We start from the raw sequence: 26,204 nt of genomic DNA on the forward strand, positions 1-26,204 counted from the left end.
AAGAGCAACACAAAAATGGTTCTTGATTTTTTTTGCAATAATATATCATTTATCTGATTTTAAGATAATTTTAACGGTGGCAAAAAGTGGCAAACCCTTGTTTTTAAAGCAATTTACGTAGGGCTACGTATATGATGATCAAGAATAATTAATCTACTCTATCACCATTTTTTTGGTATCAATTTTTCGGCTACCCACATATAAGGTATAAAAATATGTTCCTGCAGCTAACCCATCGCTATTAATATGAAGTTCACCATCTCCATTGTCCTTAATGGCAACTGTAGACACCAATTGTCCAATTGAATTGCTAAATACAACTGAAGCATTGTTAATGCCGTCTGGTAAATAATACTTAATCGAGGTAGTGCCATTAAAAGGATTAGGAATGTTTTGATACAATATAGGAGAGTTTCCTTTATTAATACTACCACTCGTATCGCAGGCACACCCCTCTAAAGCTTCTATTCTATTTATTAAGTCATTAATTTGAGATCTTTGTTCATCAATCTCTGCTTGTTGTGTAGTATTTTCCTCTTCTAAATCCGTAATCTCATTTTGTGCATCAATAAGATTGGTTTCCAGCGAAGAAACTATAGGGGCTAAATCCACAGTAACCGAGGCTCCGTTTTCTATTTCGATAGTAAGATTTGTATCACTTAGGGTAGCCAATGTTAAATCCTGTTGATCAGAATTTACATAGGTAGAAAGATCTATAGTATTTCCATCAGAGATACTTAGGTTATTATTAGTAAGCGTTAAGATTTGACTATCGGTATTATCTAAATATGATGAAAGGTCTACGGTGGTATCATCATTCGTTAGACTTAATACGTTTCCTGACAAATCTAAGTCCTGCGCATCAGTATTATCTAGGTATCCGGATAAGTCTACTGAAGATGCATCATTGGTTAAACTAAGCGTGTTTGAAGACAAACTTAAATCTTGATTATCGGTATTATCAAGATATCCCGAAAGATCTACTGTAGAAGCATTACCTGTAATACTCAAAGTGTTCGTTGCTAATGATATCGCTTGGACATCAGTATTGTCAAGATAGCTTGATAAATCTACAGAAGTTGCATCATTGGTTAAGCTAAGGGTATTTGAAGACAAACTTAAGTCCTGATTATCGGTATTGTCTAAATATCCGGATAAGTCCACAGTATCAGTCCCTCCAGAAATACTTAGCGTATTGGTACTTAATGAAAGCTCTTGATTATCTAGTTGTGTAGACCAGGTTAATGCACCTGCACCATCAGTAGTCAACACTTGATTAGCAGTACCATCTACAATAGGAAATTCGTAGGCTCCAGCAATATTAAGGCTATTCGCAATTTGCATTTTTCCTTCTGTACTTATTGCGGCTACAGGGGCAGCGTTATAAGGTCCCCAGGTCCAACCATTTGCGGTAGAAGTACTCATAGAATTTTTAATGCTCACACCCGTTACCGGACCATAATCATAGTTAGCACTCCCTCCATACGAAATTTTATAACGGTCACGGCCATTAAATTCAATCCCATTATCTTCACCATTATCAAAACGAATTACATTGTCTGCCATGTTAAGCATGGTTGTTGCCGTATGATCTCCCAGATTATCTTTAATAGCGCTACTCCACTCGGTTCCATTCCAAAAGTACAATGCTTTTTCATCGGTATCGTATACCGTTAATCCCTCTTCCGATTCTCTAATCCCTCTAGATGATGGCTGTGTTGGAAATCTTGGTTCTAGTGCTGTTCGTTGTGCGGTTGTCATTCTATTTACGAATAACCCTTTATCGGTTCCTGTTAGGTCTAAGGATGCATATGTATTAGGAGCATCGGTACCGATCCCTACACTTACGGGATTGGTAGCCCCACCTAGTATCATAGTGTTATCATTTGCTGCTGTTGCTCCATTTCCTATAGCAATAGCATTGTTACCGCTCACAACTGCATTATATCCTATTGCAATATTTTTTGTAGCATCTGGGTCTCCATCAGTATTATCAATCAGATCATTAGAAGCAGCCCCAGTTCCGATTACAATAGCACCATTGTTTTGTGCTACTGCATTGGCCCCAATCGCAATGGCTTCAGTATTATCTACATCTACTGATCGACCAATACCAATCGCATTGGATTGTGCAATATTAGCTTGATATCCTATCCCTACAGAATAATCAGAATTATCGGTAGTACCAAATTGATGTCCCATTCCTATAGCCCCCACTGCATTTTGCATATCTCCTTGATTACCGATTCCAATGGCATACTGCCCTTCATTATAGGAATAATATCCCATGGTAATCACATCATTTTGGGCAGCAATAGCTTGAGATCCAAAAAATGTTGTTCTGTATCTTCTTGTATCCCCACCAAAATACGTATATCCTTCTCCACCAGCAGTAGTTCTTTGAGCTCTTCCGTAGCCAGAAAAAGCCCCGAATCCAGCATTATCTTGCCCTTCTCGATTAGAAGCTCCAGACAAATACCCCACATAAGTATTACGATTTGCATCTGTCCTGTTATTCGTTCTGTTATTATCCCACCCTGCCATGGCTCCTATAAACGTATTGAAGTTGGCATACTCTGTAGCTACCCCGGCTGCTGCACCAATCATAGTATTATAAATTCCATCACCGATATCAACTGCGGCCGAATCTCCTACAGCCGTATTATGATGCCCTTCTCCAATGTCTTCTAAAGATACATTTCCAATAGCTGTATTTTTATACCCGGTGCTTCCGGCTCTAAATGAGGTTCCGGCTCCAGCCCGATGTCCAATAAAGGTGTTTTCATATCCCGTGGTAAAATCAAACCCTGCATCTTCACCGATAAATACATTTTCGTACCCTGTAGTATTCTTTTGTCCAGATTCTTCACCTATAAAGGTATTGTCGTACCCTGTGGTATTTCGCTCTCCCGATTCACTCCCTATAAAAGTATTGTCATCTCCAACCTGTGTACTACCACCTTCAGGGTTATTTAATGCACCTGCTTCAAAACCGATAAAAACATTATCCTCACCTCTGTCATTGGCATGACCGGCATAATACCCTATAAAGGTATTGTCACTCGTTGTGTTATTTTTTCCTGCTCCAAAGCCTACAAAGGTTGATCGACTGGCCGAAGTTAGTGCAGTTCCCGTACTATCTCCATACATGGTATTGTAATCTCCGGTTGTAATACTTACACCAGATCCGGTTCCTAAGGTTTCGTTTAAGGTCTGAGCATATATAAAAGTGTTACCAAAAAAGAATAAGATGGCAATACTGAAGAGTAGTTTTCTTTTCATATAAGGGGCTTTTTAGATTTATAAGGGGTTTACTATTCGATATTTATGGTTGAATTATAAACCGATTACAAAAATAAAAGACAACCGCCTTTTATGGAAATTTTAATGGTGGTAAAAAGTGGCAAATTCCTGTTTTCGCTACAATTTACGTAGGGTTACGTATACGAGTTTAAACAATAGTCTGTATAAATTGTTCTAATTCTTCTCCAGAGGAAAGTCCAAGTTTTTTACGGATGCGGTAACGTGTAGATTTCACTGAATCTAATGAAGCATTACGAGCGATCATAATCTCTTTGATAGATAAATTGAGGCGAAGCAATGCACACATTTCACGTTCAGTTTTAGTAAGTGATGGATATAAGTCGCGAAGCTTAGCATCAAAACCTTTATTGACTTCTTCAATTTTAGATTGTAGTTCAGATAATTTTCCTTCGGTCTTAATCTGCACCTGTAGCTCTGAAGTTAGAGAATTAATTGCTTCTTTCACTTTATTTGAAGCTTCTGGTGCTATTTCATTTTTTAATCGGTCTAATAACTCTTGTTTAAATTCTAAACGCATACTGTTATCGGCAATCAGTCGTTTGGTTTCTTCTTCATTCGCTTTCACTTTTGCCTCTAGTAACTCTTTTTGTGCTTGTTCTTTTTCTATTTTTTCGATCAAAATTCGGGCTTTGTTTTGGTAATTTCTTCTTACCAAAAATCCTATTATTAAAGCAGCTACCACAGCTATTAAAAGCAATGCCAGATATAACCCTTTTTTTGAAGCTTCAGTTTCTGCCAATAAAGTTACTTCTCGTTTCTCTTGTGCAAATACTAAACTATCTGCTAATTTTTCCTGATCAAATTTATGGCTTAATTCTAATGCTTGAATTTTCTTTATATTTTCAATATTGAAAATCGAATCTGAATGCCGATTAAATGTTCTATAATCAAAATATGCATCTTTATAATTTCCTTTAAGATGATTCAAAAAACTTTTCCGAAGATATGCTTTGGCAATACGTTCTCTAAAACCTTCTCCTTGCGCAATCATCAAAGAAGAATCTGCATATTTAATCCCCTTATTAAACTCTTTTTTCCTTTTGTAAATAGTAGATACATTATAATAAGCAGTACATAAGGAAAGCTTTTTTTCAAGCCGTTTTGCATATCTAATATTTTCCGAAGCAAGTCGAAGTGCTTCTTCATAGTTGCCTTTATCTCTATACACCGCTACCATATTATTATTTACCCGTTGTACATCATCCGCACTATTGATAGTATTAAATAACTCTTTTGCTTTATCATAGTAAATTAGTGCCGAATCTATTCTTTTGGTTTGACGGTATGAAACTCCCATCATATTGTATCCCGCAGCAATACCATGTGTATCTTTTAACAGTGTTTTTATAGTAATAGCTTTTTTATATAGATCAATGGACTTATCATGGGCTTTCTGGTAGCGGTATACCATCCCCATATTGTGATATACATCAGAGATGTGCAAAGAATCATTTTGACTTTTATAAATCTTCTGGGCTTTGAGATAATACTCAAGAGCTTTAGGGTAATCAGCTTCTCGCCTATTTACGACTCCTTTTATAACATAGGCTTTTGCTAATTGTTGTTGACTAATGCTATCATTTTTTAAACCTATTAGCACCAATGCCTTATCAATGATTTGCTCTGTAATGCTAAAATCCCGATCATATTGAATTTCTCCTAACAGCAACATTGCATTTATACTATCAGATCTTGTAGATGCATATTGCAGTTCTTTTTCTAACCTAACCAACGTGTTATCAGCTTCTTGTGAATAAAAGTAGCATGATACTAAAAAGAGTAGAAAGAGTATATAGTGTTTCATCACTAGCAAACTTACTAATAAATATAATTACCTATTATTTCAGTTTATCATTTTAGGTATTCTTCATACCTCTTGAAAAAACAAAACCACTCAAAATAATTGAGTGGTTTTGATGAAAAAGTGTTACGGCCACATACCTCTGTAACTGCTTGTTATTATAGTTTTAATTATTCCGTTCTAAAATTCCATATCTGACCTATAGTAGCCCCTTGCTTATCATCCTTAACCACAACTCTCCAATAATATGTAGTATTGGTTGATATAGTCACATCAAATGTTGAAACATTCATGTCTTCTGAAACTAAAACCGGTGGGTTTGTATCTCCAAAGTAAAGATCAAAGGTTAAAGGATCGTTATCTCCATCGGTAGCATCCCAATCCAAAGTGATATTGGTGCCTGATACGCTATCCCCCAATGAAGGACTTGTTAATAAAGGAGCATTCGGAATCGTATTTACTCCTGCATCTGGCTCTGTGAAAAACGTCTGCACATCTGAATATTCACTCTCATTACCCGCACTATCACTTGCCTTTACTCTCCAAAAATAAGTAGTACCTTTTTCTAAAGTAAATGTTTGGATCGTTTCATTAGTGGTAGCCGTAAACAAAATAGTGCCAAAACTAGTATCTGTAGCAATGTCGATCGTATAACGTATTGAATCTCCATCACTATCCACAGCAGCTCCCCAATCAAACTCCAGATTAAAATTAGTACATACCAGATTATTGGTAGGAAATACCAAACTCGGTATCGAAGGAACTGTATTTACTATAGGAATTACCGTATTATCATCTCCACTACAGGAAAACAGAAATAATGAACTTAATATTGCGATATAGAAATTTCTCATTGTTTTACGATTTTAAGGGGTTGTGAAGCTGATCCATCTATACGAATAAAGTAGATTCCTACTGGCATATCTTCCATAGATATCTTTACTTTATTTGCTGCAGTCTTATACACTCCAGAAGAGACCATCATACCTAGTGCATTATACATCTCGATAGTACTATTATCTCCTATACGATCAGAAAGGGTGAGTTCTATATAAGATGCTGTAGGATTAGGATACGCAGTAATGGCATCAGAACCTTCTATCTTGGTTGATAATTTTCCTTCGCAAGCCAGGCTAGAGTGGATTGCTAATATTCCTGATTGATCAACATCTAATGAAAAAGTATTTGCATTATACGCTCCAATCACCTCATCATTGATTGTTACCGTATAAGGAGCTGTACCAGAAGTAATATCCACAACTACTTTTTTACCCGTAGCATCCCTTTGTATACTTGTCTTCCCTTCTAGTGTTTCGCCTTCTTCAATCGTTAATTCAAAACATTGCTCGCAATCTGTAATCCCATTGATAGCAATACACATGGTATACGTGCCCGGTGTCAAATCACCAATCTCTTGTGTTGATGTAAAATCATAAGTATTTCCATCTACTGTAGCGATATAGGATAATGCTTCAGCAGCTGCAATAGTGATCATCCCATTATTTTTATCTGAGCAGGTCTCACTAAATGCTTGAATTTGAAAATTATCTGATGGCAAACTATATAGTGGACAACTAAAAACATCTTCACAAGTTAAAACATCAGAAATGGTAAAGGAGCTTCCTGTAAGATTAAGAGTAGTTTGCCCATCACCATCGGTAACATAGGGATATAACCCACAGAAATTAGTTACCTCGGTCTCTACAATATTGAACCGGTTTGCGACTGTTCTCAGGCTCGTAAGATTCAACGAAGTTATCGCATTACCTGATATGGTTGATTGTAAAAACGCTCCCATGTCGGTTTCTGTAGTCTCAGTAAGATTTTGTAATCCATCTACATTATCAAGGATCAAATTATCTCTAATTCGAAAATACCGTGTAGAAGTTATCGATTGTAAGGCATCAATATTGGTTAATACAGAATTTCTTTCGATAGTGATCAATCCAATTGTTCCAGAAATAAATTCTAACCCATTTAAGCTGGTTAAAGAAACATTACCATCCACTGTAAGGGACACCTCAGCAGCAGATACATTACTAAAAGCTTCAAGATTGGTTAGATTTGGGTTATTTTGAATAGTAACCTGCCCTCCAATAGATGTTACTGTAGCAAACGGCGAAAGGTCAGTAAGACTAGTTCTATCAAGGGAAAAATTGCCCAAGGTCTCTATCGAATCAAAATTAAACACTGTACTATTTACATTAGATATTGAGAAACTTAATCCTACTTCGGTTAGTAAAGGAAATGACGTTGTACTAGCTTCTACATTTCTCATCGTAAAAACATTTTCGATATACGTAAGATTGGGAAAGCTAATACCTGGACCTGCCACTATAAGGTCTTGAAATGTTATCGATCCCGGTCTGTCAATAGGCGAATTCAATCCTGTTAAGGTTGTTACATTAGGAAATACCAATGCGTGATTGAGAGTTAAATCTCGTATGTTTACAACTTCGGTTATGGTAAAATTCAATACTGTAGAAATATCAGTCAACATCACATTATCATATACAAAAAGTCTTTTAACAGGGTTTGTGATTCCTGAAAGTGCAGTAATATCATTAAGCGCATCATTACGAAATACAGCTATTTTTTCGGTTACCGTATGTAGATTCTCTAATCCTGTAAGGTTTGTTATCATGTCACTATCACCAATATTTAAAAAGCCATTAATAACTTCAATACCTGCTAAACCAGAAAGATCTGTCACATCGTTAGCTCGTCTTATAATAAGATTTCCATTAACTGTATTACAACTTCCCAAGGTAGTAATAAAGGCATCTAACTCTGCTTGTGAGGAAATAGTTACACCGTCTACAGCACAATCTGTACACATTTCACTATATGATGCTGCAGCATCCTTTATCCAACCACTATAACTACCAGTTCCAGCATTTGCAGCGGTTGCATTATCTACCTGGATACAACGAAGATCAGGATTTCCTATAGCTGTTAAAAAATCAAGATCTGCCGTCTCATTAGTTCCATTTTTTAGATTTAGAAATGTGAGTTGATTATCATTGATTTCTACATATTCTATTTTATCATTGGCACTTAGGTCTAAACTTGTTAATGCATTATTGTTACAATATAATTCTATTAATTCTATATTGGTACTAAGGTCTAAACTGGTTAACTGATTATTGTTACACTCCAATTCTGTTAACAAAATGTTGTTACTTAGATCTATGCTTGTGAATTGATTATTCTCAACAGATAGAGAAGTTAGTGCTGTATTTGTAGTTAGGTCTAAACCAGCAATGGGATTAGTATCCAGCTTTAAATCTATTAGTAACGTATTATTACTTATATCTATACTTGTTAATTGAGTATTATTAAGAGATAATCTTTCTAGTGCAGTATTTGTACTAAGATCTATACTGCTTATGGGACTGTCTGAAATAGACAAATTGGTCATTGCTGTATTTGCACTTATATCTATACTTGATAATATGGTGTTCCAGATGACTATATGTGTCATCATTGTATTACTTGTAACATTTATATTTGCTAATGGACAATTCCCAACAGCTATCCTTTTCAATTTTGTATTCGAAGTAAGATCTAAACCGCCTAACTCCGAATTAATAAATGTCAAAATTTCTAAGTTAATATTTTCACTTACATCTATATTTTCTATAGGGTTTCCTTCAGACCATAGTTGTATCAAAGAAGCAAAATCTTCGATACCGGTAAGATCGGTGATTCCTTTATTATACAATGCTCCTCCTGTACCAGCATTAAAGCTTTCTACACTTGCAATATTAGCGGTAGGCACAAAATTATCTAAGGGTCCTGAGTCATATCCAGCATCGATTAGAGCTTGCTCAAAATTATCATCAGGTACATTGGTAAGACACTGATTTGCATAAGAAGAGGTAGCTGCATCTATTTGCCATCCCGCATAATTATTCAACCCCGCATTAGCATCTGCTGCATTATCTACCTGAATACATTCTAAATCAGGGTTGTTGTGAACTTCAAACTGTTGGATAGTTGTATTGTTCCCGTTTTTTACATTCAAAAACTTCAAGTTTGTGTTAAATGCTCTTACATTTTCAAGATTTGGAAGCATCGAAAGGTCTAGAAAAACAATATTAGTTCTTTGGCATTCTAACCTATCTAGCGCTGGATTTAGACTTAAATCTAAAGAATCTACATCATTACCTCCTACAAATAATTGTCTTAAAAGTGGAAATCCGGAAGTATCTAAAGTTGTTAATTCGTTTCCTGTGATTTGCAAAATCGTCAAAACAGTAGAGTTTATTGATAATGTCTCAATCAAATTTCCATCTACAATAAGACTTTCCAAAGCAGGTTGATTACTTACATCTAACGCGGTTAATTGGTTTCGAGTAGCTCTAAAAGCAATCAGGTTCACCAAAGTACTAAGATTTATTGTTGAAATATTATTGTTATGCACTTGCAATGTCTCTAGTAATACAAAATCTTCGATACCGGTTAGGTCAGAAATATTACTATTAGATATATCTAATGTAGTAAGACTTGCAATATTTGCAGTAGGGACCTGATTATCATTAGCAATATCGTCATAGGCATTTAATGCCGTTTCAAAATTAGGATCTGGAATAGCTGTATATTGAGCATATGTCGAAAAACTAAAGCATAAAAAAACCACATAAAGTAATCTTATTTTCATATTAAAGGGGTTTTAAACACAATTGCAATAATAGGGCAAAGCCTTGTTTTTGAGACAATTTTAACGGTGTCAAAAGGTGTCATTATCCTGTTTTAGAAAGAAGTACGTAGGGATACGTATGTGATTATGTGAAGTATATACTTCATCAGTTCGAGTGGTTTTTTATAATATAGTGGAGAAAAATTGTATCGAGGACTTTGATTGAACTATCTTGTTCCTATTACATCTCGATACAATCCTCCTTTGGTCGGATCACTCGATGTGACATAGCATTTAATCTATTCTATCACCATCTTTTTAGTATCGATTTTTCGACTTCCTATGTATAAGGTATAGAAATAGGTTCCTGCAGCCAGGCCATCACTATTAATATTTAGTTCTCCATCACCACTTTGTTTTATGGCTACCGTAGATACCACCTGTCCTACTGAATTACTAAACACAACCGTAGCATTATTAATCCCGGTAGGCAGGTAATATTTGATAGACGAAGTACCATTAAACGGATTAGGAATATTTTGATATAAAATCGGTGTATTACTTTTATTAATTTCACCAACAACATTGCTCTCCAAAGCTTCAATACGAGTAATCAAATCATTAATAAGGACTTGTTGTGCGGTGTTTTCGGTTTGCAAATCTACAATTTCACTTTGTGCATCATCAAGATTTGATGTTAGTGAAGAAAATACAGGTGCTAAATCAACCGATACTGAAGCGCCATTCTCTATAGCAATCGTTAGGTTAGTACCACTTAAATTTGCCGAAGTTAAATCCTGTGTATCGGTATTATCCAGGTATCCTGCAAGATCAATTGTAGCTGTTCCACCAGAAATGCTTAAGCTATTTGTCGCTAAAGAAAGTTCTTGACTATCGGTATTGTCCAAATATCCTGCAAGATCAACTGTAGTTGTTCCGCCAGAAATACTTAAGGTATTAGTTGCCAATGAAAGCTCCTGGCTGTCAGTATTATCCAAATATTTTGAAAGATCAACCGTTTTAGTAGCCTCTGCATCGTCTAATAAGGATAATTCGAGATCATCGCCATTTAACTGAAATTCATCTATCGTTTGATCATCGGTATCTGTGTTGGTATCTATGGTCGAATTTACCCATTGTGTGCCATCCCATACAAATAAAGAAGAAAGATCAGTATCATATACGAGCATTCCTGCTTCAGTAGTCGCCAAAGGGTTACCACTTGCTGCAGCAGTTTCCATAGCCGTACGTTGTGCTGTAGTTACTCTATTTATTAAAAAACCTTTATCGGTATCGGCAAGCTCTAAAGAAGCATTTGGATTGGCCGCTACAGTACCAATTCCTACACTCATTCGATTAGTAGCAGTATTTCCTCCGAGCGCCATGGTATTGGCTTGAGCAACATCTACATCATACCCTATTGCTGCTGCATAAGAACCTCCTGTACTGCTCAATGCACCTATAGTGATTGATCCCTTATTACCTGTTGATCGAGCTTGATGACCAATAATCACTTGATCATCTCCAAAAACTGATACAGAATTCCCTAAAAAGATATTTCGTTGATTTCGATTATCCGAAGATCCATTGACACCATTTCCTGCAAAATCAGCTTTCCAACCTATCCCTATATTATCAGATCCTTCTCTATTGGTGCCTCCAGTAAGTACTCCCATATAGGTATTTCTATTGGCATCATTTCTATTATTGGTTCTATTATTATCCCAACCTGTACCATAGCCTATAAATGTATTTCCATCTGCATGTTGACTATTAGCTCCAGCTGCATACCCTAGAAAAGTATTTGCAAAACCATCAACATTATCCAGACCGGCACCAGAACCTATAAACGTATTGGCTTCACCTGTCGTATTTGATGCACCTACTGCTCCACCAATGGTACTAAAATCATAATCAACTCCATTACCCAGAGTTGATGGTGTGAAACTTTTAACCTCTCCACCAACAAAAGTGTTGCCACTAGCTGTAGTTGTTTTTGCTCCAGCTCTACTTCCTACAAAACAATTGTCATCACCTGTAGTTAACTCATACCCGGCATCTTCACCAATGAGTACATTATCTTCTCCATCGATAAGGTTACGTCCAGCTTCTTCTCCAACAATAGTATTATCCCTTCCACTTGTTAGATTTGATCCTGCGCGATGACCTATAATCACATTATCAGAGTTTGTAGCATTTCTTGCCACATAATTCCCGATATATACATTATCAAAAGCATCTAGTGTTTGATCCGCCGCAAAGTTTCCAATTACAATATTATCATTAACACCTGTATCTTCAAATAATGCTCCGGCCATACCGCCTATTAATACATTACTAAAAGCAGAAGTTAAAGAAGCACCAGCACCAGACCCTATAGAAAGATTCCAGTCTCCAGTCGTCAATAAATCACCCGGTGTATAAGTTACTGTGCCGTCATATGGAGATGGTGTATGATCTGTTATAGATTGTGCTGGAGTGATTGCAGATCCTGTGGATTGGTTTCCAACCTGTGCAATGATACTATTAAAGGATACTAAAAAGACTGTTAAAACGAAGGGTAGTTGTTTTATCATATTCTGGGGTTTATTAGACAATGAAACAAAAATACTACAGATACCTGATTTTAAGATAGTTTAAACAGTGTCAAAAGGTGTCATTTACCTATTTCAGTAAAAAATAAGTGAAGGATACATATAGAGTGTATGAAGCTTTATAATTGATCGGCTTAAGCCTATTGAAAACTACACTTCTACAAGCTTAGTGTAATAAAAGAAAAGAGCAATAACGATCATTCATTTAAGCTAGCTCCCGGATAAACTTTTCAAGCTCGATTTCGATAGGGATATTCATTTTTTCCCGGATTTGTTTTCGAATCAATTGAATAGCATTTAGAGATAAATTTCGAATTTTCATAATCTCTTTCATCGATAATTGAAGTGAAAATAAGGTGCATACTTCGCGTTCATGAGGGGTAAGTTCGGGGTATAATATTTCTAATTTGCTTTCAAAACTTTGATTAATATCTGTTGTTTTTTGAAGTGCCGTTGTCAATCTCTTTTCGTATGCTATTTGAAATTGTAATTGTGCAGTTAATAAGCATAATTTTTGTGCTTCTTCAGAGGTGTTTGTAGTAATTACTTCACTCTTCAGTTTTCGAATGATGTTTTCATTTAAAAGTAATTGCTGATTTTTATCAAACAAAAGCTCTTTAATTTCTTCTTCTTTGATAGCTAGTTTTTGATCCAAAATTAAATTATCGTGTTTTACACGTTTAACATCTATTCGATACTTGTAATTTTTGTATTGCAGGTATCCAATAATAACCAACGCAATGACAAGGACAGTAACAGTAAAGGCAAGTAATGATTCTATCATATAAAAAAGATTTTATACAATAGTATTTACAAGCTCGATCTGTTCCAAAATATCCAGGTGGCAAAATGTGTCAATGGCCTTTTCAACCCTAAAATACGTAAGGCTACGTATGAGACATCTAAACCAGACTCCTAATAAATTTTTCGAGTTCTATATCTGATGGTATTTTCATTTTTTTACGGATCCTTCTCCTCATTGATTTTACTGAATCTGAAGATACATCGCGAACGGTCATAATTTCTTTGATAGATAAATTGAGTCGTAGTAATGCACATACCTCACGTTCACCTTTTGTAAGATCTGGGTATAATTTTTTTAGCGCATTATCAAAGTTCTGATTTACATCATTAATTTTTTCTTGAAGTCCCGAAAGTTTTCCTTCTGTAGAAATTTGTCTTTGTAATTGAGTCGTCAAAGAGTTTAACGCAGTAATCATATTCTTAGGGTCTTCATCAATGATTTCATTCTTTATCTTATTCAGCAACTCTTCTTTAAATGCAAGGCGCATACTGTTATCGGCAATAAGATGCTTTATATTTTCTTCTTTCGCTTTAATTTGCCGATCAAGAATAGCTTTTTGATTTTCAAATTCTAATTGGGTTACTTTTGACCTCTGGATATAATTACGTCGTACTAAATATCCGATTATCATGGCACCGAGAACTGAGATCATAAGCAAAATAAAGTATAGTCTTTTTTTTGAAGCTTCCGTTTCGGCTATCAATTCAACTTCATGCTTTTGTTGAGCAAACTTTAAACTATCTGCTTGTTTTTCTTTTTCAAATTGATAACTCAACTCCAACGCCTGCATCTTTTTGGCATTCTTCAGATTAAAAATTTCATCAGACTTTCTATTAAATTTGCGGTAGTTTTGATAAGCATCTTCAAAATCACCCATCTTGGCATTAACGAAACTTTTTCTTCGATAAGCAACAGATATTCGTTCTGCAAAACCTTCTTCTAAAGCTACCTGTAACGAAGAATCTGTATACTTCAAACAGTTTGGCCAATCTTTCATTTTTTTAAAGTCTTCAGAAAGATTATAATACTCCACACATATAGAAAGACGTTTTCCTATTTTCTTATAATAAGCTAAGTTTGCCTTTTTTAAAGGTATAGATTGGTTATATTTTCCTTGAATACCATATAATACTGCCAAATTACCATATACCCCATGTAAATCTTCTTTACTATTGATTGCGGTAAACAATTCTTCTGCTTTTTGATAACAAATTAGAGCAGAATCCAGTTGTTTATTTTGTCGATAAGAAACTCCAAGCATATTGTATCCAGCACCCATCCCAAACGTATCTTTCACTTTTTCTTTTAATGCAATTGCTTTTTTGTAGTTTTCTATAGCTCTTCGATGTTCTTTTTGATAGCGATATACTAAGGCCATATTATGGTATACATCAGCTATTTTTGAAACATTGTTATTTTGCTCATAATACTTTAATGCTTCTACATAATACTCAATCGCTTTTGGATACTCTGCCTTTCTCCTATGCACCACACCCAACTGTACATACAATGCCGTTCTAAACTTTTGATAATGGTTTTCTGTTTTATTTCCGAGCAATGTCAATCCTTGATCAAAATAACCTTCAGCCGAACTAAAATCCCGCTTTAGCTGGTATTCGCCAAGCTCTAACATTGCCTTTACCTTGGTTGTATCTTCTATAGCCATATCTAATGCAGATGTGAGACGAACCAGGGTAGTATCAACCTCCTGCGAGAAAAGTGCTGTAATACTTACAAACGAGAGAAATAGTAGTATAAATTTTTCTGTTTTCAAGTTAAATAGTCTTAAAATACGGTTTGATTATTACCAAAGATACTGTATCTAATCTTTTATTAACTAATTTTGAAAACCTATACAAAATATATGAAAATACTTCACCTCGATACAAATCACCCTCTACTTTTAAGTCAACTTGTAGTAGTTGGTTTTCAAAATGATGAAGATTATACTTCTACAAAAGAAGAAATCGAATCCAAAATTCATAATTATAGTGGGATTATCATTCGTAGTAGATTTAAAATTGACAAAATATTTTTAGACAAAGCAAAAAACCTAAAATTTATAGGTCGAATAGGTGCCGGATTAGAAAATATTGATATCCAACATGCCGAGAAACTAGGGATCAAACTATTTAACGCACCAGAGGGGAATCGCAATGCTGTGGGCGAACATGCATTAGGAATGATATTATCGTTATTTAATAAATTAAATAATGGAGATCATAGTGTACGAAACGGACAATGGCTTCGTGAAGAGCATCGTGGTGTAGAACTAGATGGAAAAACGGTGGGTATTATCGGGTATGGTAATATGGGTAGAGCCTTTGCCAAAAAACTACGTGGTTTTGCAGTCGAAGTTATTTGCTATGACATTAAAGATGATGTAGAAAACATTGATGCAACGCAAGTAGAACTTGATGAACTTTTTGAAAAGACCGATGTATTAAGCCTTCATACCCCAGAAACCCCTAAAACAATTGGCATGATCGACACAACATTTATTAATAAATTTAAAAAACCATTTTGGCTGATCAACACTGCCAGAGGAAAAAGTGTAGTTACCAAAGATCTGGTCAAAGGTATAGAAGAAGGAAAAATCTTAGGAGCAGGGTTAGATGTTTTAGAATACGAAAAATCATCTTTTGAAAACTTATTTACTTCAGAAAATGACATGCCAAAAGAATTTAAGAAACTCCTTAAAATGAATAATGTGATCTTAAGTCCACATGTTGCTGGTTGGACTGTAGAGTCTAAAGAAAAATTAGCACAGACAATCGTTGATAAAATTAAAGCCGAGTTTTGTTAAAACAAGTATTTACTACATTATTATCAAACTACACTCAAGATTCAGAATATATTGAGTCCTTGTGGGGCGATATTGTTAAACAACATAGTAAAAAGGCCAGATACTATCATAATCTTTCACATCTAGACCATCTGTATCATAATTTGGTTGAAGTCAAAAACAAAATCAAAGATTGGGATATGGTTTTATTTGCATTGTTTTATCATGATTATATTTATAATATCCTAAAACAGGATAATGAAGAACAAAGTGCAAAGAAAGCAATAGAAGTGCTAAATTCATCATCGATAGACAAAAACCGCATCACGCTTTGCTCTGATATGATATTGGCCACCAAAGGGCACAACAATTCTGAAAGCAGTGACATCAACTATTTTACCGATGCTGATCTCTCTATATTAGGAAGCGATTGGAAAAACTATGAGACTTATTACAAAAACGTAAGGAAAGAATATAAATACTATCCTGATTTTATGTACAACAAAGGAAGAATCAAAGTTTTAAATCATTTTATACATATGCAGGCCATCTTTAAATCTGAATATTTCTACAAAAAATTTGAAGGGAAAGCGAAAGAAAATCTTCAACAGGAAATTGATTTGCTTTCAAATTAAATTTCAGTTTTACTACATTTATAGAGTGAAGAAAACAATTTTTACTTTTGCAGCTTTAGTTCTGGCAATACTAGCTCTTTTTCAGTTAAGTAAATACAGTGTTATTGCAGGAGATACATCGATAGAAACCATAATTGCCATAATCGCGGTTATTTTTTTTGTAATTGGTATTGTAATAAACAGAAGAATTCTGCACAAAAAGAAAAAGCCCACACAGGAAATAAATTATCAAAAAATTGAAGAACTGGGATTAAGTAAACGAGAGTATGAAGTCTTATGTCAGATTGCTATGGGATTATCAAATAAAGAGATAGCCGAAAAACTTTTTGTTTCAGAAAGCACTATAAAAACTCATGTTTCTAATATGCTGGTAAAACTAGATGCGAAAAGACGTACTCAGGCTATACAAATTGCAAAAGAGCTACAAATTATACCTCTTTAAAGTATTTCAACCTCATATATTCTAAATTTCATACTTTAGTATGAATGCTATTTATTAGCCTAAATTTACATTTGGGTCTAACAATAAATACATATAAATCAATGAAAAATACAATTATACGTTATGGGTTACGAAGTGCAGTTTCTATATGTCTGTTAGCACTTGCAGGATGGTTTTTAGGGAAAAATCTGGATTACTCTATTCAAGAAGTAATTGGATATGCCGGTATAATAGTATCGTTACTTTTTGTGTTCCTTGGCATTAAACATTATCGGGATAAAGAAAATAATGGTATTGTTTCCTTCGGAAAAGCATTATTGATAGGTATACTCATCACTCTTATTGCTGCTTTGGCATTTGGGATATTAGATGTAATTTATATCAAATACATCAATCCAGATTTTGTGACAGAATACTATTCGCATTACGTTGAGCAAATGAAAAATTCTCTCCCGCAGGCCGAACTTGAAACTAAATTGGCAGAGTTAGAGGCTCAAAAAGAGCTATTTTCTAACAGGTTTATGAGCTTCTTTTTAATGTTTGCAACGGTATTTCTGATTGGATTTATAATTTCATTAATTTCAGCACTAATACTACAACGTAAACCAATACCAGGTAATTAAAAAAATAATACAATAAAAATAGTATGCAATACAAAGCCAAAACACCTGATGAGTATATAGAAGTTATTCCTGAAGAAAGAAAGGAAGCCATGAGTATGCTTAGAAAAGTAATAAAAGACAATCTTCCTAAAGGATTTTCTGAAGAGATTAGCTATGGTATGATAGGGTATGTTGTACCGCATAGCTTATATCCAGATGGGTATCACTGTGATCCTAAATTACCTTTACCCTTTATGAATATTGCTTCGCAGAAGAATTTTATAGCAGTTTATCATAGTGGTATTTATGCAAATCCCGAATTAATGGACTGGTTTGTTGGTGAATACCCTAAGTATGTAAAAACAAAATTAGATATGGGTAAAAGTTGTATCCGTTTCAAAAAGATCGATCAGATTCCGATGAAATTGATCGCAGAACTATCTAGTAAAATGACTCCGCAAGAATGGATTGCAATGTATGAATCTAAAGTAAAAAACAAATAACAATATAACTATGAAACGAGTAACAGGAATAGGAGGTATATTTTTTAAAACGGCTGATCCAAAAAAAACAAAAGATTGGTACAGGGATCATCTAGGTTTTAATACAGATGACTATGGTTGTACATTCTGGTGGAAAGACAAAGAAGGTAACGATTGTTCTACACAATGGAGTCCTTTTAAAGACGACACCACTTATTTTGCCCCAAGTAAGAAAGAATTTATGATGAATTTCAGAGTAGAAAACTTAACCGAACTTCTCGAAGTTCTTAAAAGTGAAGGAGTAACTGTTATTGATAAAGTAGAAGAATATGAATATGGTAAATTTGGATGGATTGTAGATCCCGAAGGTAATAAAATTGAGCTTTGGGAACCTGTCGATAAAGCATTCTTGTAAAACTCTAACAAAAAAGGTTGGCTATGTAGCCAACCTTTTTTTATATATAATTTCATTTAGAATATTACATAAAGAATAAAAGAGATGCTACAATCATCCAGCAGCCAACTATTATTCCTATGATACCTAGCTTACCTTGTTTGGGAGCTAGTTTTTCTCTAAGGCGATTTGCTTTTTCTTTTGCCTCTTCACTTTTGGATAAAAAATATTTACTGATGAGACCAAATCCAAGCATAAATCCTAATGTTGCAGAAACAATATTTCCTGCTAACAAGGTTATCCACCAAATAGGATATGTTGTAAGCCACCCCAGGTTTAAAATTGCAGAAATAATACCCCAAATACCCCAAATACAAAATATAAATCCAATCCAACCTTGGTAAGGTTCAATTTTCTCTAAAAGCTCTTTTGCATTTGGTTTTTTAGATAATAGTAATGATGGTACTGCAAGAATACTTAAAACGATTAATGAGATTCCCCATATCATAGTTTTCAAATTTAAAAGGTTAGTGTTTGTTTTTTTATTCAAAGTTGTTATACCAAATATAACAATAAATATGACTTATCAAAATTTACCCTACTATAGTTATCCTATATACTAATAATTAGCACCTACAAATATTCTTATTAATCTTCTGATTTTTAATTGATATTTTTTTGTAATTTTCTCCAAACTAATAAATCATTTTAACAACATGAGTGAAGAAAACAACAACCTAGGGGACGATATAAAAAAAGGAGCAGAAGAAGCGGCAGAAGCAGCAAAAGAATTTGCTAATGATGCCAAAGAAGCAGCCAGTGATTTTGCCGAAGAGGCTAAAGAACTTGTTAATTCTGCAGATAATAAAAAAGTTCTTGCTGGTATTTTAGCTATTTTTCTAGGATGGCTTGGAGTTCATAAATTCATTTTAGGATACCAAAAAGAAGGTTTTATTCTACTGGGAATAACTTTAATCTCATTTCCTCTAATGTGTTTAGGCATAGGAATATTAACTATATACGTTCCATCAATTATCGGTCTTGTAGAAGGGATTATGTATTTAACAAAATCTGATGACGAGTTTTATCAAACATATCAAGTGGGTAGAAAGCCTTGGTTCTAATAATAAAAAGCTGGAAATTTTAACTTCTGGCTTTTTTATTTCATTTTGTTATCGTAATATTGCGATATTATAATATTAATTATGGGAATTACCAAGACGCAAATATTTGATCAACAACAAAATGAATTGGCACAGTTCTTCAAAATATTAGGGCATCCTGCACGTATTGCTATTCTTCAATATATCAGTAAACAAAATACATGTATATGTAATGATTTGGTTGAAGAAATAGGATTGGCACAAGCTACGATATCTCAACACCTTAAAGAATTAAAAAGCATAGGATTACTCAAAGGAGAAATCGAGGGCAAAAGCATGTGTTACTGTATCGATATCGATCGATGGACTGCTTTGCAAAAAAATCTAAATTCATTTTTTAATACCACCAAAAAAAATTGTTGTTAAACTTTATTAATCATTAAAAATCATGAATACATCAGACTTTATAACTCTATTAGCAGAGCATCAAGATAAATCATTATTATTCGAATATGCTCCGGGAATGCTGGTAGGGACTAATTACCATATTACCGAAGTAAAACATATTACCGTAGATGCCGTAGATTGCGGCGCTGGTACCGATTTCTGGAAAGAAACTATTATTCAACTATGGGAAAGCCCAAGTGAATTAGGTAAATCAGATTATATGAGTACCTATAAAGCTCTGGCAATATTAAGAAAGGTAGGAAAGATGAAGTCTTATGAAATGGACGCTATAGTAAAAATAGAATATGGAAATACTATGTTTCATACCGCACAATTGCACATTGCAGATTTTGAAATCAAAAAAGATCAATTAATACTGAAACTTACTGTAAATCCTACAGACTGTAAAGCAAAAGAAGTATGTGGGATTACAGAAACTAATACTGAAGAAGCTGCTTCTTGCGCCCCAGGTAGTGGTTGTTGTTAGATGGATACCCCAATAAAAATAGCATATTTTACCCAAAAGGATTGGCCCACGATCTCTGCAATCTATAAAGAAGGAATTGATACAGGAATTGCCACTTTTGAAACCCAGGTACCTACTTGGAAAGCATGGGATGTTTCGCATTTAAAACCCTGTAGAATCAAGGCTATTAGTAAAAATACTATTGCAGGCTGGGCCGCCCTGTCCCCAACCTCGAAAAGAGAAGTATATAAAGGAGTAGCAGAAGTTAGCATTTATATAACACTAAAATGTAGGGGTTTGGGTATAGGTAAACTACTTTTATCCAAATTAATTGAAGAAAGCGAAAAAGCTGGATTCTGGACTCTACAGGCTGGGGTATTTAGAAATAATAAAGCGAGTATTGATTTACATAAATCTTTAGGATTTAGAGAAATAGGATATCGAGAAAAAGTGGCAAAATTAGATCATATCTGGCACGATAATATCCTCTTGGAACGGAGAAGTAAAATAATTATATAACCACAATAAACACCACAAATTCTCTTCTAAAAAGAGAGTAACTAAAAACAAAAACACTTATGAATATTTTAGTATTATGCACAGGTAATTCTTGTAGGAGTCAAATGGCAGAAGGATATTTAAAGCATTTTGCCAAAGACAATGCAACTATTTATAGTGCAGGAGTAGAAACTCATGGAGTAAACCCCAGAGCAATAGCTATTATGAAAGAAGATGGTATTGATATCTCTACTCATACCTCTAATAATCTAGACGAATATCTAGATATACAATTTGATTTCATTATTACCGTGTGTGATAATGCTAAAGAAAGATGTCCTTTCTTCCCTGGTAAGGCAGAACGATTGCATTATAATTTCTTTGATCCATCAAAGGTAGAAGGTACAGAAGAAGAAATCCATATCGCATTTACAAAAACCAGAAATCAGATTAAAGAATATTGCGAAGATTTTGTAGAGAAAAATATACCAAAAACGGTATCGTAATAAACACAACTTAGAACTATCTGATAGCGTTTCTAAATCGATACATCTATAAATCTTGTAGGTTATATCCCTCTGGATAAATAAAAAAAGGGCAGCACAAAAGTTAACTTTTGTGCTGCCCTTTTTTTAAAATTTTCTTAAATAATATCAATCACATTCTTGATACTCTACATATGTTTAGAAAAAATAAAATCGATTATTTTTCTACTTTAAATCCAGGTTTCGCATAATTTTCGGGAATATTCTCTGGTGGTACGGTTAATACATTGCCATCTCTTATTGCTTGATAATGAGGAGACAATATTTCAATTTCGGCATCATGAAGTGCATTTTTTAAATTCTCATGTAGCATCGAATAAATCAATGCTGCTTTTTGGGGAGTTTTGGTATATGCATTGATTTCATAGTTTACATAAAAATCATCAAGGCTTTTAATCAATACAAATGGTGAAGGGTCTGGTAAAATCAAATCTGTTTTTTTTGCTCCTTCTATTAAAGCTTTCAACACATTATTACTAGGAACATCGTATCCTATAGTAACCGAAGTATGTAATATAATTCCAACATCATCAATAGCATTTTTACTAAAATTAACAATGTGATTTCCCAGAATAGAAGAATTAGGAATAGTAATATCTAAATTTTTAATAGTTTTTACTCGTGTCACTAATAGACTTCGATCTGTAATATCTCCTATGGTATCTCCTATTTGCACACGATCTCCTACTTTAAAGGGTCGCATATACGTAATTACAATTCCCGCTACGATATTAGAAATAGCAGAAGTAGATCCCAAAGAAAATAATACTCCGAAGAAGATAGATACTCCCTTAAATGCCGGAGAATCTGAACCTGGTATATATGGAAAAATTATAATTACCGCAAAAGCAATAATAATAACTCTTAGCAGATTAAATGTCGGGCGCGCCCAATCTGCGTGAAAGCCTTCTAATCGAACGGCTTCCTGTTCTAGCTCATTCGTAACATATTTTAAAAACCGAAGTAAGTACTTAGTAATAAAAAAAATAACAACTATAAAAAATAAATTAGGAATAAATCCGATAATACCATCATACAGAAATAACAATGGCTTTTTTATATATCCCAAAACAGTATCTGCATATACCTTGGTTTGCGGAACCAAACTAAACATAAAAGGAAGATATAAAATCAAAAAGGTAACACTTACGGTTATTCTAAATAGCCTAATTACAACCTTTAGAATATGACGTTCTCTTCTTGGAGTGATAAACTTAAAAAATTGAACAGCCTTATTACTACTAAAAAAAATATTAGTCTCTAATGCACTAGCCTTTTTTTGCAACCATCTAAAAACTCTACGCATTACATAGAAGAAGAATAAAACCCCAACAAGAGCAATAGCAAAATATATGTATTCAATAACCATAACCTAGTTAATTAAGTCAATTCGAAACACTACTGAAATTACTTTAATTTTTGCTTTTTTAAAGACTAAACGAGAAAAAATTATCAAAAAAATCTAATCTTAAAAACAATGTGTATCAAGAATCTTATTTATCACCGTTTTTAAAATACTTCTGCTCTAATTCTGCCTGAAATTCTTCCATAACAGGTTTTACAGTACTATCGGGGAGATCGGCAATACGAATATACATTAAACCATCAACCGCATTATTAAATAATGGATCAACATTAAATGCTACTACTTTAGCATTTTGCTTAATATATTTTTTAATTAAAACCGGAATACGAAGACTTCCCGGCTCTACTTCATCGATAATTTTATCAAATTTATTGAGATCACTTTTACTTTCATCAAAGACAAAATCTTTATCTGCATCTTTTAGCTTTACCTTAAATTCTTTTTTAGGCCTAACATATTGCGCTACATAAGGATCATAATAATGAGATTTCATAAACTCTATCATTAGAGATTTAGAAAAATTACTAAACTTATTACTAATACTAACTCCTCCTATAAGATACTTATGCTCTGGGAAACGAAGTGTACAATGCACAATACCTTTCCAAAGTAAAAATAATGGCATAGGACGTTGTTGATATTCTTTAATAATAAAGGCTCTACCCATTTCGATAGATTCATTCATCATTTTATGTAACTCTGGTTCAAACCTAAATAAATCCTGAAGATAAAATCCATCAATACCACGATTGGCATAAATCTGTGAGCCCATTCCCATACGATATGCTCCAACCATTTTTTTAGCCTCATTATCCCATAGAAACATATGGTGGTAATATTCATCAAAAGGGTCCAAATCCAACGAATTATTAGTTCCTTCGCCAATTGCTCTAAATGTAATTTCTCTAAGCCTCCCTATTTCATGAACTACATTTGGAATATGTTCTTTCTTCGCCAGAAAAACTTCATAATTCTTACTTATCAATAATCGTTTGTCATGATCTCTACAATATTGCAACTCAGATTCTATTGCATTGATATTACCTTCAACAGCTATTTCTTTAGGTGATTTTGGTAATTTCAAATTTTGAGGAATCGATTCTCTTAATGTCTTTTTCTCAAAAGGATTAGCTAGCATATACGTTTTCTTACGTAAGAAGTTCGTAAAATCCTCAAGATTAGTATGCTCCTCCTGATCTTTTACCGAAACCGGATTACCAATTCGTACTTTGATAACTTTATTTTCCTGAGAAAAAAGTTCACTCGGTAATTTGGCTGTTCGTAAAATATCACTTATCGAGGCCAGACGATAAAAAAGCCTGCTATTACGAGCATGAAAATATATAGGAATTACAGGAACTTTTGCTTTTTGAACTAGTCTCATTGCACTAGGTTCCCACGGTCTATCTACATAATTCTTACCTTCTTTAAAAGTAGATACTTCTCCTGCCGGAAAAATCCCAAGTGGTTTACCTTCACGAAGGTGTAAAATAGCTTCCTTAATTCCTTTATGACTAGACTTTGCCTCTTTCCTATCCTCAAAAGGATTAACAGGCATTATATAAGGCTTCAATGGTGAAAAACTGTGCAATAAAAAATTTGCTATTATTTTATAATCAGACCTATGCTCTAACATAAGTTTAAGCAATAAAATACCATCAAGTCCTCCCAATGGATGATTCGACAAGGTAATAAAAGCTCCGTCTTTAGGTAGTCTTTTTAGGTCTTCTTCAGGAATTTCATAATTCACATTATGTATTTCTAAACCTTTAGTTAAAAAGTCTAAATCTTTTAAGTGGCTTATCCTATCGTATTGACGATTTACTTTTGATAATCGGGTAGCCTTAAGAATCACCCAACCAATAAAGGTGCCTATAAAACCAAATTTATCCATTTTGAGCCCCGCGGCTACTTCTCTTGCTGTGACTATGGGCATTAAATACAATTTGCGCTAACTGCAAATATAGCAAAATCCTTGAATTGATATCACTAATCTCTGGATACCATTTGATAAGTCTCTCTGGTTATTTGTTTTAGCAAAATATCTTTATTTTTTTCTAAAGAGGTAATCGCTTCATTTGTAAAGTGTCTAATTGTAAATAAAGACACATTTGTATTATAAGTAACTCTAAATTTTGCTTTAAGTTTCCCTAAAAGTTTTTCAAAATGGTCAAACTTATCGTCAAGACATACCGAAAAACTAATTGCAGAATTCTGAATCAGATCTACTTTTATATGATATTGATGAAAAAGGCTAAAGATCTCACTAATATTATTTTCGACAATAAATGAAAAATCTAAAGAAGAAAGTGAGACTAAAACCTGATTTTTCTTTACAATATAACAAGGTAAGTGAGGATCTAATGGTTGACCTTTCTTTACAGAAGTACCTTGATCGACAGGGTTAAGAAACGACTTAACATATAGTGGTATTTCTTTACGTTGTAAAGGTTGAATTGTTTTTGGATGAATTACAGATGCTCCATAAAACGCAAGTTCTATAGCTTCTTCATAAGAAATATGAGACAGTAATTGAGTTTTATCAAACACCCTGGGATCTGCATTAAGAACACCAGGCACATCTTTCCAGATACTTACGCTATCTGCATTTAAACAATACGCCAAAATCCCGGCAGTATAATCACTCCCCTCTCTGCCCAAAGTCGTAGTAAAATTATTCTCATCAGACCCAATAAATCCCTGGGTAATACTAAGGCTATTTTTATTGACCTTCTCGAGTATCAGGTGTTGAGTAGTTTGCCAATCTACTTCGGCATCTCTATAAGCTGTATCTGTTTTAATAAAATCTCGTGCATCTAACCACTTATTTTGATACCCCTTATGATTTAGATATTCGCTTACAATAGTAGTAGAAATTAACTCTCCATAAGGTACTATTTGATCATAGACATAATCATATTGAGTTGATTTATTTCTATTTAGCGTGGTTTGCATATCTAACAAAAGTCTTTCAATTTTTTTAAAAACAGGATGTTGTTTGTTTTCAAAAAGTGCCTCCAGAATTTCGTTATGATATACCTCGAGATCCCGAAGCGATATTTTAAGTTCCTTGTTATTATTAATGTATAAGTCGACAATATGTTCTAAAGCATTAGTGGTTTTACCCATTGCAGAAATAACAATAACAAGATTAGAAAATCCTGTTTTATCAAGTACATTAAGTACATTTTTCACTCCATTAGCATCTTTTACAGATGCTCCTCCGAATTTAAAAATTCTCATTAACCAAGTGTTTCTTTAATAAATTAGATA

General features: G+C 33.9%; 22 protein-coding genes. 11 read left to right on the forward strand and 11 right to left on the reverse strand.

Annotated features, from left to right (window positions below):
* Positions 1 to 153: 153 nt before the first annotated feature.
* From Z053_RS0114630 to Z053_RS0114660, 7 genes are all read right to left on the reverse strand, one after another.
* A complete protein-coding gene (locus Z053_RS0114630) occupies positions 154 to 3,282 on the reverse strand; it encodes a T9SS type A sorting domain-containing protein (protein ID WP_025665755.1) in 3,129 nt (1,042 codons plus the stop codon).
* Between the two features lie 169 nt (positions 3,283 to 3,451).
* A complete protein-coding gene (locus tag Z053_RS0114635; protein WP_081748274.1) occupies positions 3,452 to 5,128 on the reverse strand; it encodes a tetratricopeptide repeat protein in 1,677 nt (558 codons plus the stop codon).
* 167 nt (positions 5,129 to 5,295) lie between these two features.
* The gene (locus Z053_RS0114640) at positions 5,296 to 5,979 is read right to left on the reverse strand and encodes a fibronectin type III domain-containing protein (RefSeq protein WP_025665757.1); all 684 of its coding nucleotides are present in this window, start codon (positions 5,977 to 5,979) and stop codon (positions 5,296 to 5,298) included.
* Positions 5,976 to 9,788 carry a T9SS type A sorting domain-containing protein gene (locus Z053_RS0114645; RefSeq protein ID WP_025665758.1) on the reverse strand — a complete coding sequence of 1,271 codons (3,813 nt, stop codon included), beginning with the start codon at positions 9,786 to 9,788 and terminating at the stop codon, positions 5,976 to 5,978. Before Z053_RS0114645 ends, Z053_RS0114640 begins: the two co-directional genes overlap by 4 nt.
* Positions 9,789 to 10,066: 278 nt before the next feature.
* Entirely contained in the window at positions 10,067 to 12,343 is a 2,277-nt protein-coding gene (locus Z053_RS0114650; RefSeq protein ID WP_025665759.1) for a T9SS type A sorting domain-containing protein, read from the reverse strand.
* Between the two features lie 223 nt (positions 12,344 to 12,566).
* Positions 12,567 to 13,145, reverse strand: coding sequence for a helix-turn-helix transcriptional regulator (locus Z053_RS0114655; protein ID WP_025665760.1), 579 nt, complete (start codon positions 13,143 to 13,145; stop codon positions 12,567 to 12,569).
* Positions 13,146 to 13,263: 118 nt separating this feature from the next.
* Entirely contained in the window at positions 13,264 to 14,940 is a 1,677-nt protein-coding gene (locus tag Z053_RS0114660; protein WP_025665761.1) for a tetratricopeptide repeat protein, read from the reverse strand.
* Positions 14,941 to 15,030: 90 nt separating this feature from the next.
* On the opposite strand from Z053_RS0114660, the gene Z053_RS0114665 reads away from it, so the two are divergent.
* From Z053_RS0114665 to Z053_RS0114690, 6 genes are all read left to right on the forward strand, one after another.
* Positions 15,031 to 15,972, forward strand: coding sequence for a 2-hydroxyacid dehydrogenase (locus Z053_RS0114665; protein ID WP_025665762.1), 942 nt, complete (start codon positions 15,031 to 15,033; stop codon positions 15,970 to 15,972).
* The gene (locus tag Z053_RS0114670; protein ID WP_025665763.1) at positions 15,966 to 16,586 is read left to right on the forward strand and encodes an HD domain-containing protein; all 621 of its coding nucleotides are present in this window, start codon (positions 15,966 to 15,968) and stop codon (positions 16,584 to 16,586) included. Before Z053_RS0114665 ends, Z053_RS0114670 begins: the two co-directional genes overlap by 7 nt.
* A gap of 25 nt (positions 16,587 to 16,611) precedes the next feature.
* Positions 16,612 to 17,028, forward strand: coding sequence for a response regulator transcription factor (locus Z053_RS32150; protein ID WP_025665764.1), 417 nt, complete (start codon positions 16,612 to 16,614; stop codon positions 17,026 to 17,028).
* 101 nt (positions 17,029 to 17,129) lie between these two features.
* Positions 17,130 to 17,651 (forward strand): DUF4199 domain-containing protein, encoded by a 522-nt coding sequence (locus tag Z053_RS0114680; RefSeq protein WP_025665765.1) that lies wholly within the window; start codon positions 17,130 to 17,132, stop codon positions 17,649 to 17,651.
* A 23-nt stretch (positions 17,652 to 17,674) separates the two neighbouring features.
* A complete protein-coding gene (locus Z053_RS0114685) occupies positions 17,675 to 18,133 on the forward strand; it encodes a DUF1801 domain-containing protein (RefSeq protein WP_025665766.1) in 459 nt (152 codons plus the stop codon).
* Positions 18,134 to 18,143: 10 nt separating this feature from the next.
* Positions 18,144 to 18,527 (forward strand): VOC family protein, encoded by a 384-nt coding sequence (locus Z053_RS0114690; RefSeq protein ID WP_025665767.1) that lies wholly within the window; start codon positions 18,144 to 18,146, stop codon positions 18,525 to 18,527.
* 64 nt (positions 18,528 to 18,591) lie between these two features.
* On the opposite strand, the gene Z053_RS0114695 is transcribed toward Z053_RS0114690, so the two are convergent.
* Positions 18,592 to 19,014, reverse strand: coding sequence for a hypothetical protein (locus Z053_RS0114695; RefSeq protein WP_024769902.1), 423 nt, complete (start codon positions 19,012 to 19,014; stop codon positions 18,592 to 18,594).
* A 208-nt stretch (positions 19,015 to 19,222) separates the two neighbouring features.
* On the opposite strand from Z053_RS0114695, the gene Z053_RS0114700 reads away from it, so the two are divergent.
* From Z053_RS0114700 to Z053_RS0114720, 5 genes are all read left to right on the forward strand, one after another.
* On the forward strand, positions 19,223 to 19,630 hold the full coding sequence (locus Z053_RS0114700) for a TM2 domain-containing protein (protein ID WP_025665768.1): 408 nt from the start codon (positions 19,223 to 19,225) through the stop codon (positions 19,628 to 19,630).
* A gap of 81 nt (positions 19,631 to 19,711) precedes the next feature.
* On the forward strand, positions 19,712 to 20,035 hold the full coding sequence (locus Z053_RS0114705) for an ArsR/SmtB family transcription factor (protein ID WP_025665769.1): 324 nt from the start codon (positions 19,712 to 19,714) through the stop codon (positions 20,033 to 20,035).
* A 22-nt stretch (positions 20,036 to 20,057) separates the two neighbouring features.
* Positions 20,058 to 20,543, forward strand: a complete 486-nt coding sequence (locus Z053_RS0114710) for a DUF6428 family protein (protein ID WP_025665770.1) — start codon at positions 20,058 to 20,060, stop codon at positions 20,541 to 20,543.
* Entirely contained in the window at positions 20,544 to 21,041 is a 498-nt protein-coding gene (locus tag Z053_RS0114715) for a GNAT family N-acetyltransferase (protein WP_025665771.1), read from the forward strand.
* Positions 21,042 to 21,100: 59 nt separating this feature from the next.
* Positions 21,101 to 21,526 carry an arsenate reductase ArsC gene (locus Z053_RS0114720; RefSeq protein ID WP_025665772.1) on the forward strand — a complete coding sequence of 142 codons (426 nt, stop codon included), beginning with the start codon at positions 21,101 to 21,103 and terminating at the stop codon, positions 21,524 to 21,526.
* 196 nt (positions 21,527 to 21,722) lie between these two features.
* On the opposite strand, the gene Z053_RS0114725 is transcribed toward Z053_RS0114720, so the two are convergent.
* The 3 genes from Z053_RS0114725 to Z053_RS0114735 form a co-directional block, all read right to left on the reverse strand.
* Positions 21,723 to 22,934 (reverse strand): mechanosensitive ion channel family protein, encoded by a 1,212-nt coding sequence (locus tag Z053_RS0114725; protein WP_025665773.1) that lies wholly within the window; start codon positions 22,932 to 22,934, stop codon positions 21,723 to 21,725.
* A 124-nt stretch (positions 22,935 to 23,058) separates the two neighbouring features.
* On the reverse strand, positions 23,059 to 24,867 hold the full coding sequence (locus Z053_RS0114730) for a GNAT family N-acyltransferase (protein WP_025665774.1): 1,809 nt from the start codon (positions 24,865 to 24,867) through the stop codon (positions 23,059 to 23,061).
* A 53-nt stretch (positions 24,868 to 24,920) separates the two neighbouring features.
* The gene (locus Z053_RS0114735; protein ID WP_025665775.1) at positions 24,921 to 26,174 is read right to left on the reverse strand and encodes an aspartate kinase; all 1,254 of its coding nucleotides are present in this window, start codon (positions 26,172 to 26,174) and stop codon (positions 24,921 to 24,923) included.
* Positions 26,175 to 26,204 lie beyond the last annotated feature (30 nt).

The organism is Aquimarina megaterium XH134, from assembly GCF_000520975.1.
GTDB classification, from domain to species: Bacteria; Bacteroidota; Bacteroidia; order Flavobacteriales; family Flavobacteriaceae; genus Aquimarina; species Aquimarina megaterium.

Coding starts and splice junctions, on each gene's coding strand:
- Z053_RS0114630 (WP_025665755.1), bottom strand. CDS start 3,282: ATGAAAAGAAAACTACTCTTCAGTATTGCCATCTTATTCTTTTTTGGT.
- Z053_RS0114635 (WP_081748274.1), bottom strand. CDS start 5,128: ATGAAACACTATATACTCTTTCTACTCTTTTTAGTATCATGCTACTTT.
- Z053_RS0114640 (WP_025665757.1), bottom strand. CDS start 5,979: ATGAGAAATTTCTATATCGCAATATTAAGTTCATTATTTCTGTTTTCC.
- Z053_RS0114645 (WP_025665758.1), bottom strand. CDS start 9,788: ATGAAAATAAGATTACTTTATGTGGTTTTTTTATGCTTTAGTTTTTCG.
- Z053_RS0114650 (WP_025665759.1), bottom strand. CDS start 12,343: ATGATAAAACAACTACCCTTCGTTTTAACAGTCTTTTTAGTATCCTTT.
- Z053_RS0114655 (WP_025665760.1), bottom strand. CDS start 13,145: ATGATAGAATCATTACTTGCCTTTACTGTTACTGTCCTTGTCATTGCG.
- Z053_RS0114665 (WP_025665762.1), top strand. CDS start 15,031: ATGAAAATACTTCACCTCGATACAAATCACCCTCTACTTTTAAGTCAA.
- Z053_RS0114680 (WP_025665765.1), top strand. CDS start 17,130: ATGAAAAATACAATTATACGTTATGGGTTACGAAGTGCAGTTTCTATA.
- Z053_RS0114685 (WP_025665766.1), top strand. CDS start 17,675: ATGCAATACAAAGCCAAAACACCTGATGAGTATATAGAAGTTATTCCT.
- Z053_RS0114690 (WP_025665767.1), top strand. CDS start 18,144: ATGAAACGAGTAACAGGAATAGGAGGTATATTTTTTAAAACGGCTGAT.
- Z053_RS0114695 (WP_024769902.1), bottom strand. CDS start 19,014: ATGATATGGGGAATCTCATTAATCGTTTTAAGTATTCTTGCAGTACCA.
- Z053_RS0114700 (WP_025665768.1), top strand. CDS start 19,223: ATGAGTGAAGAAAACAACAACCTAGGGGACGATATAAAAAAAGGAGCA.
- Z053_RS0114705 (WP_025665769.1), top strand. CDS start 19,712: ATGGGAATTACCAAGACGCAAATATTTGATCAACAACAAAATGAATTG.
- Z053_RS0114710 (WP_025665770.1), top strand. CDS start 20,058: ATGAATACATCAGACTTTATAACTCTATTAGCAGAGCATCAAGATAAA.
- Z053_RS0114715 (WP_025665771.1), top strand. CDS start 20,544: ATGGATACCCCAATAAAAATAGCATATTTTACCCAAAAGGATTGGCCC.
- Z053_RS0114720 (WP_025665772.1), top strand. CDS start 21,101: ATGAATATTTTAGTATTATGCACAGGTAATTCTTGTAGGAGTCAAATG.
- Z053_RS0114725 (WP_025665773.1), bottom strand. CDS start 22,934: ATGGTTATTGAATACATATATTTTGCTATTGCTCTTGTTGGGGTTTTA.
- Z053_RS0114730 (WP_025665774.1), bottom strand. CDS start 24,867: ATGCCCATAGTCACAGCAAGAGAAGTAGCCGCGGGGCTCAAAATGGAT.
- Z053_RS0114735 (WP_025665775.1), bottom strand. CDS start 26,174: ATGAGAATTTTTAAATTCGGAGGAGCATCTGTAAAAGATGCTAATGGA.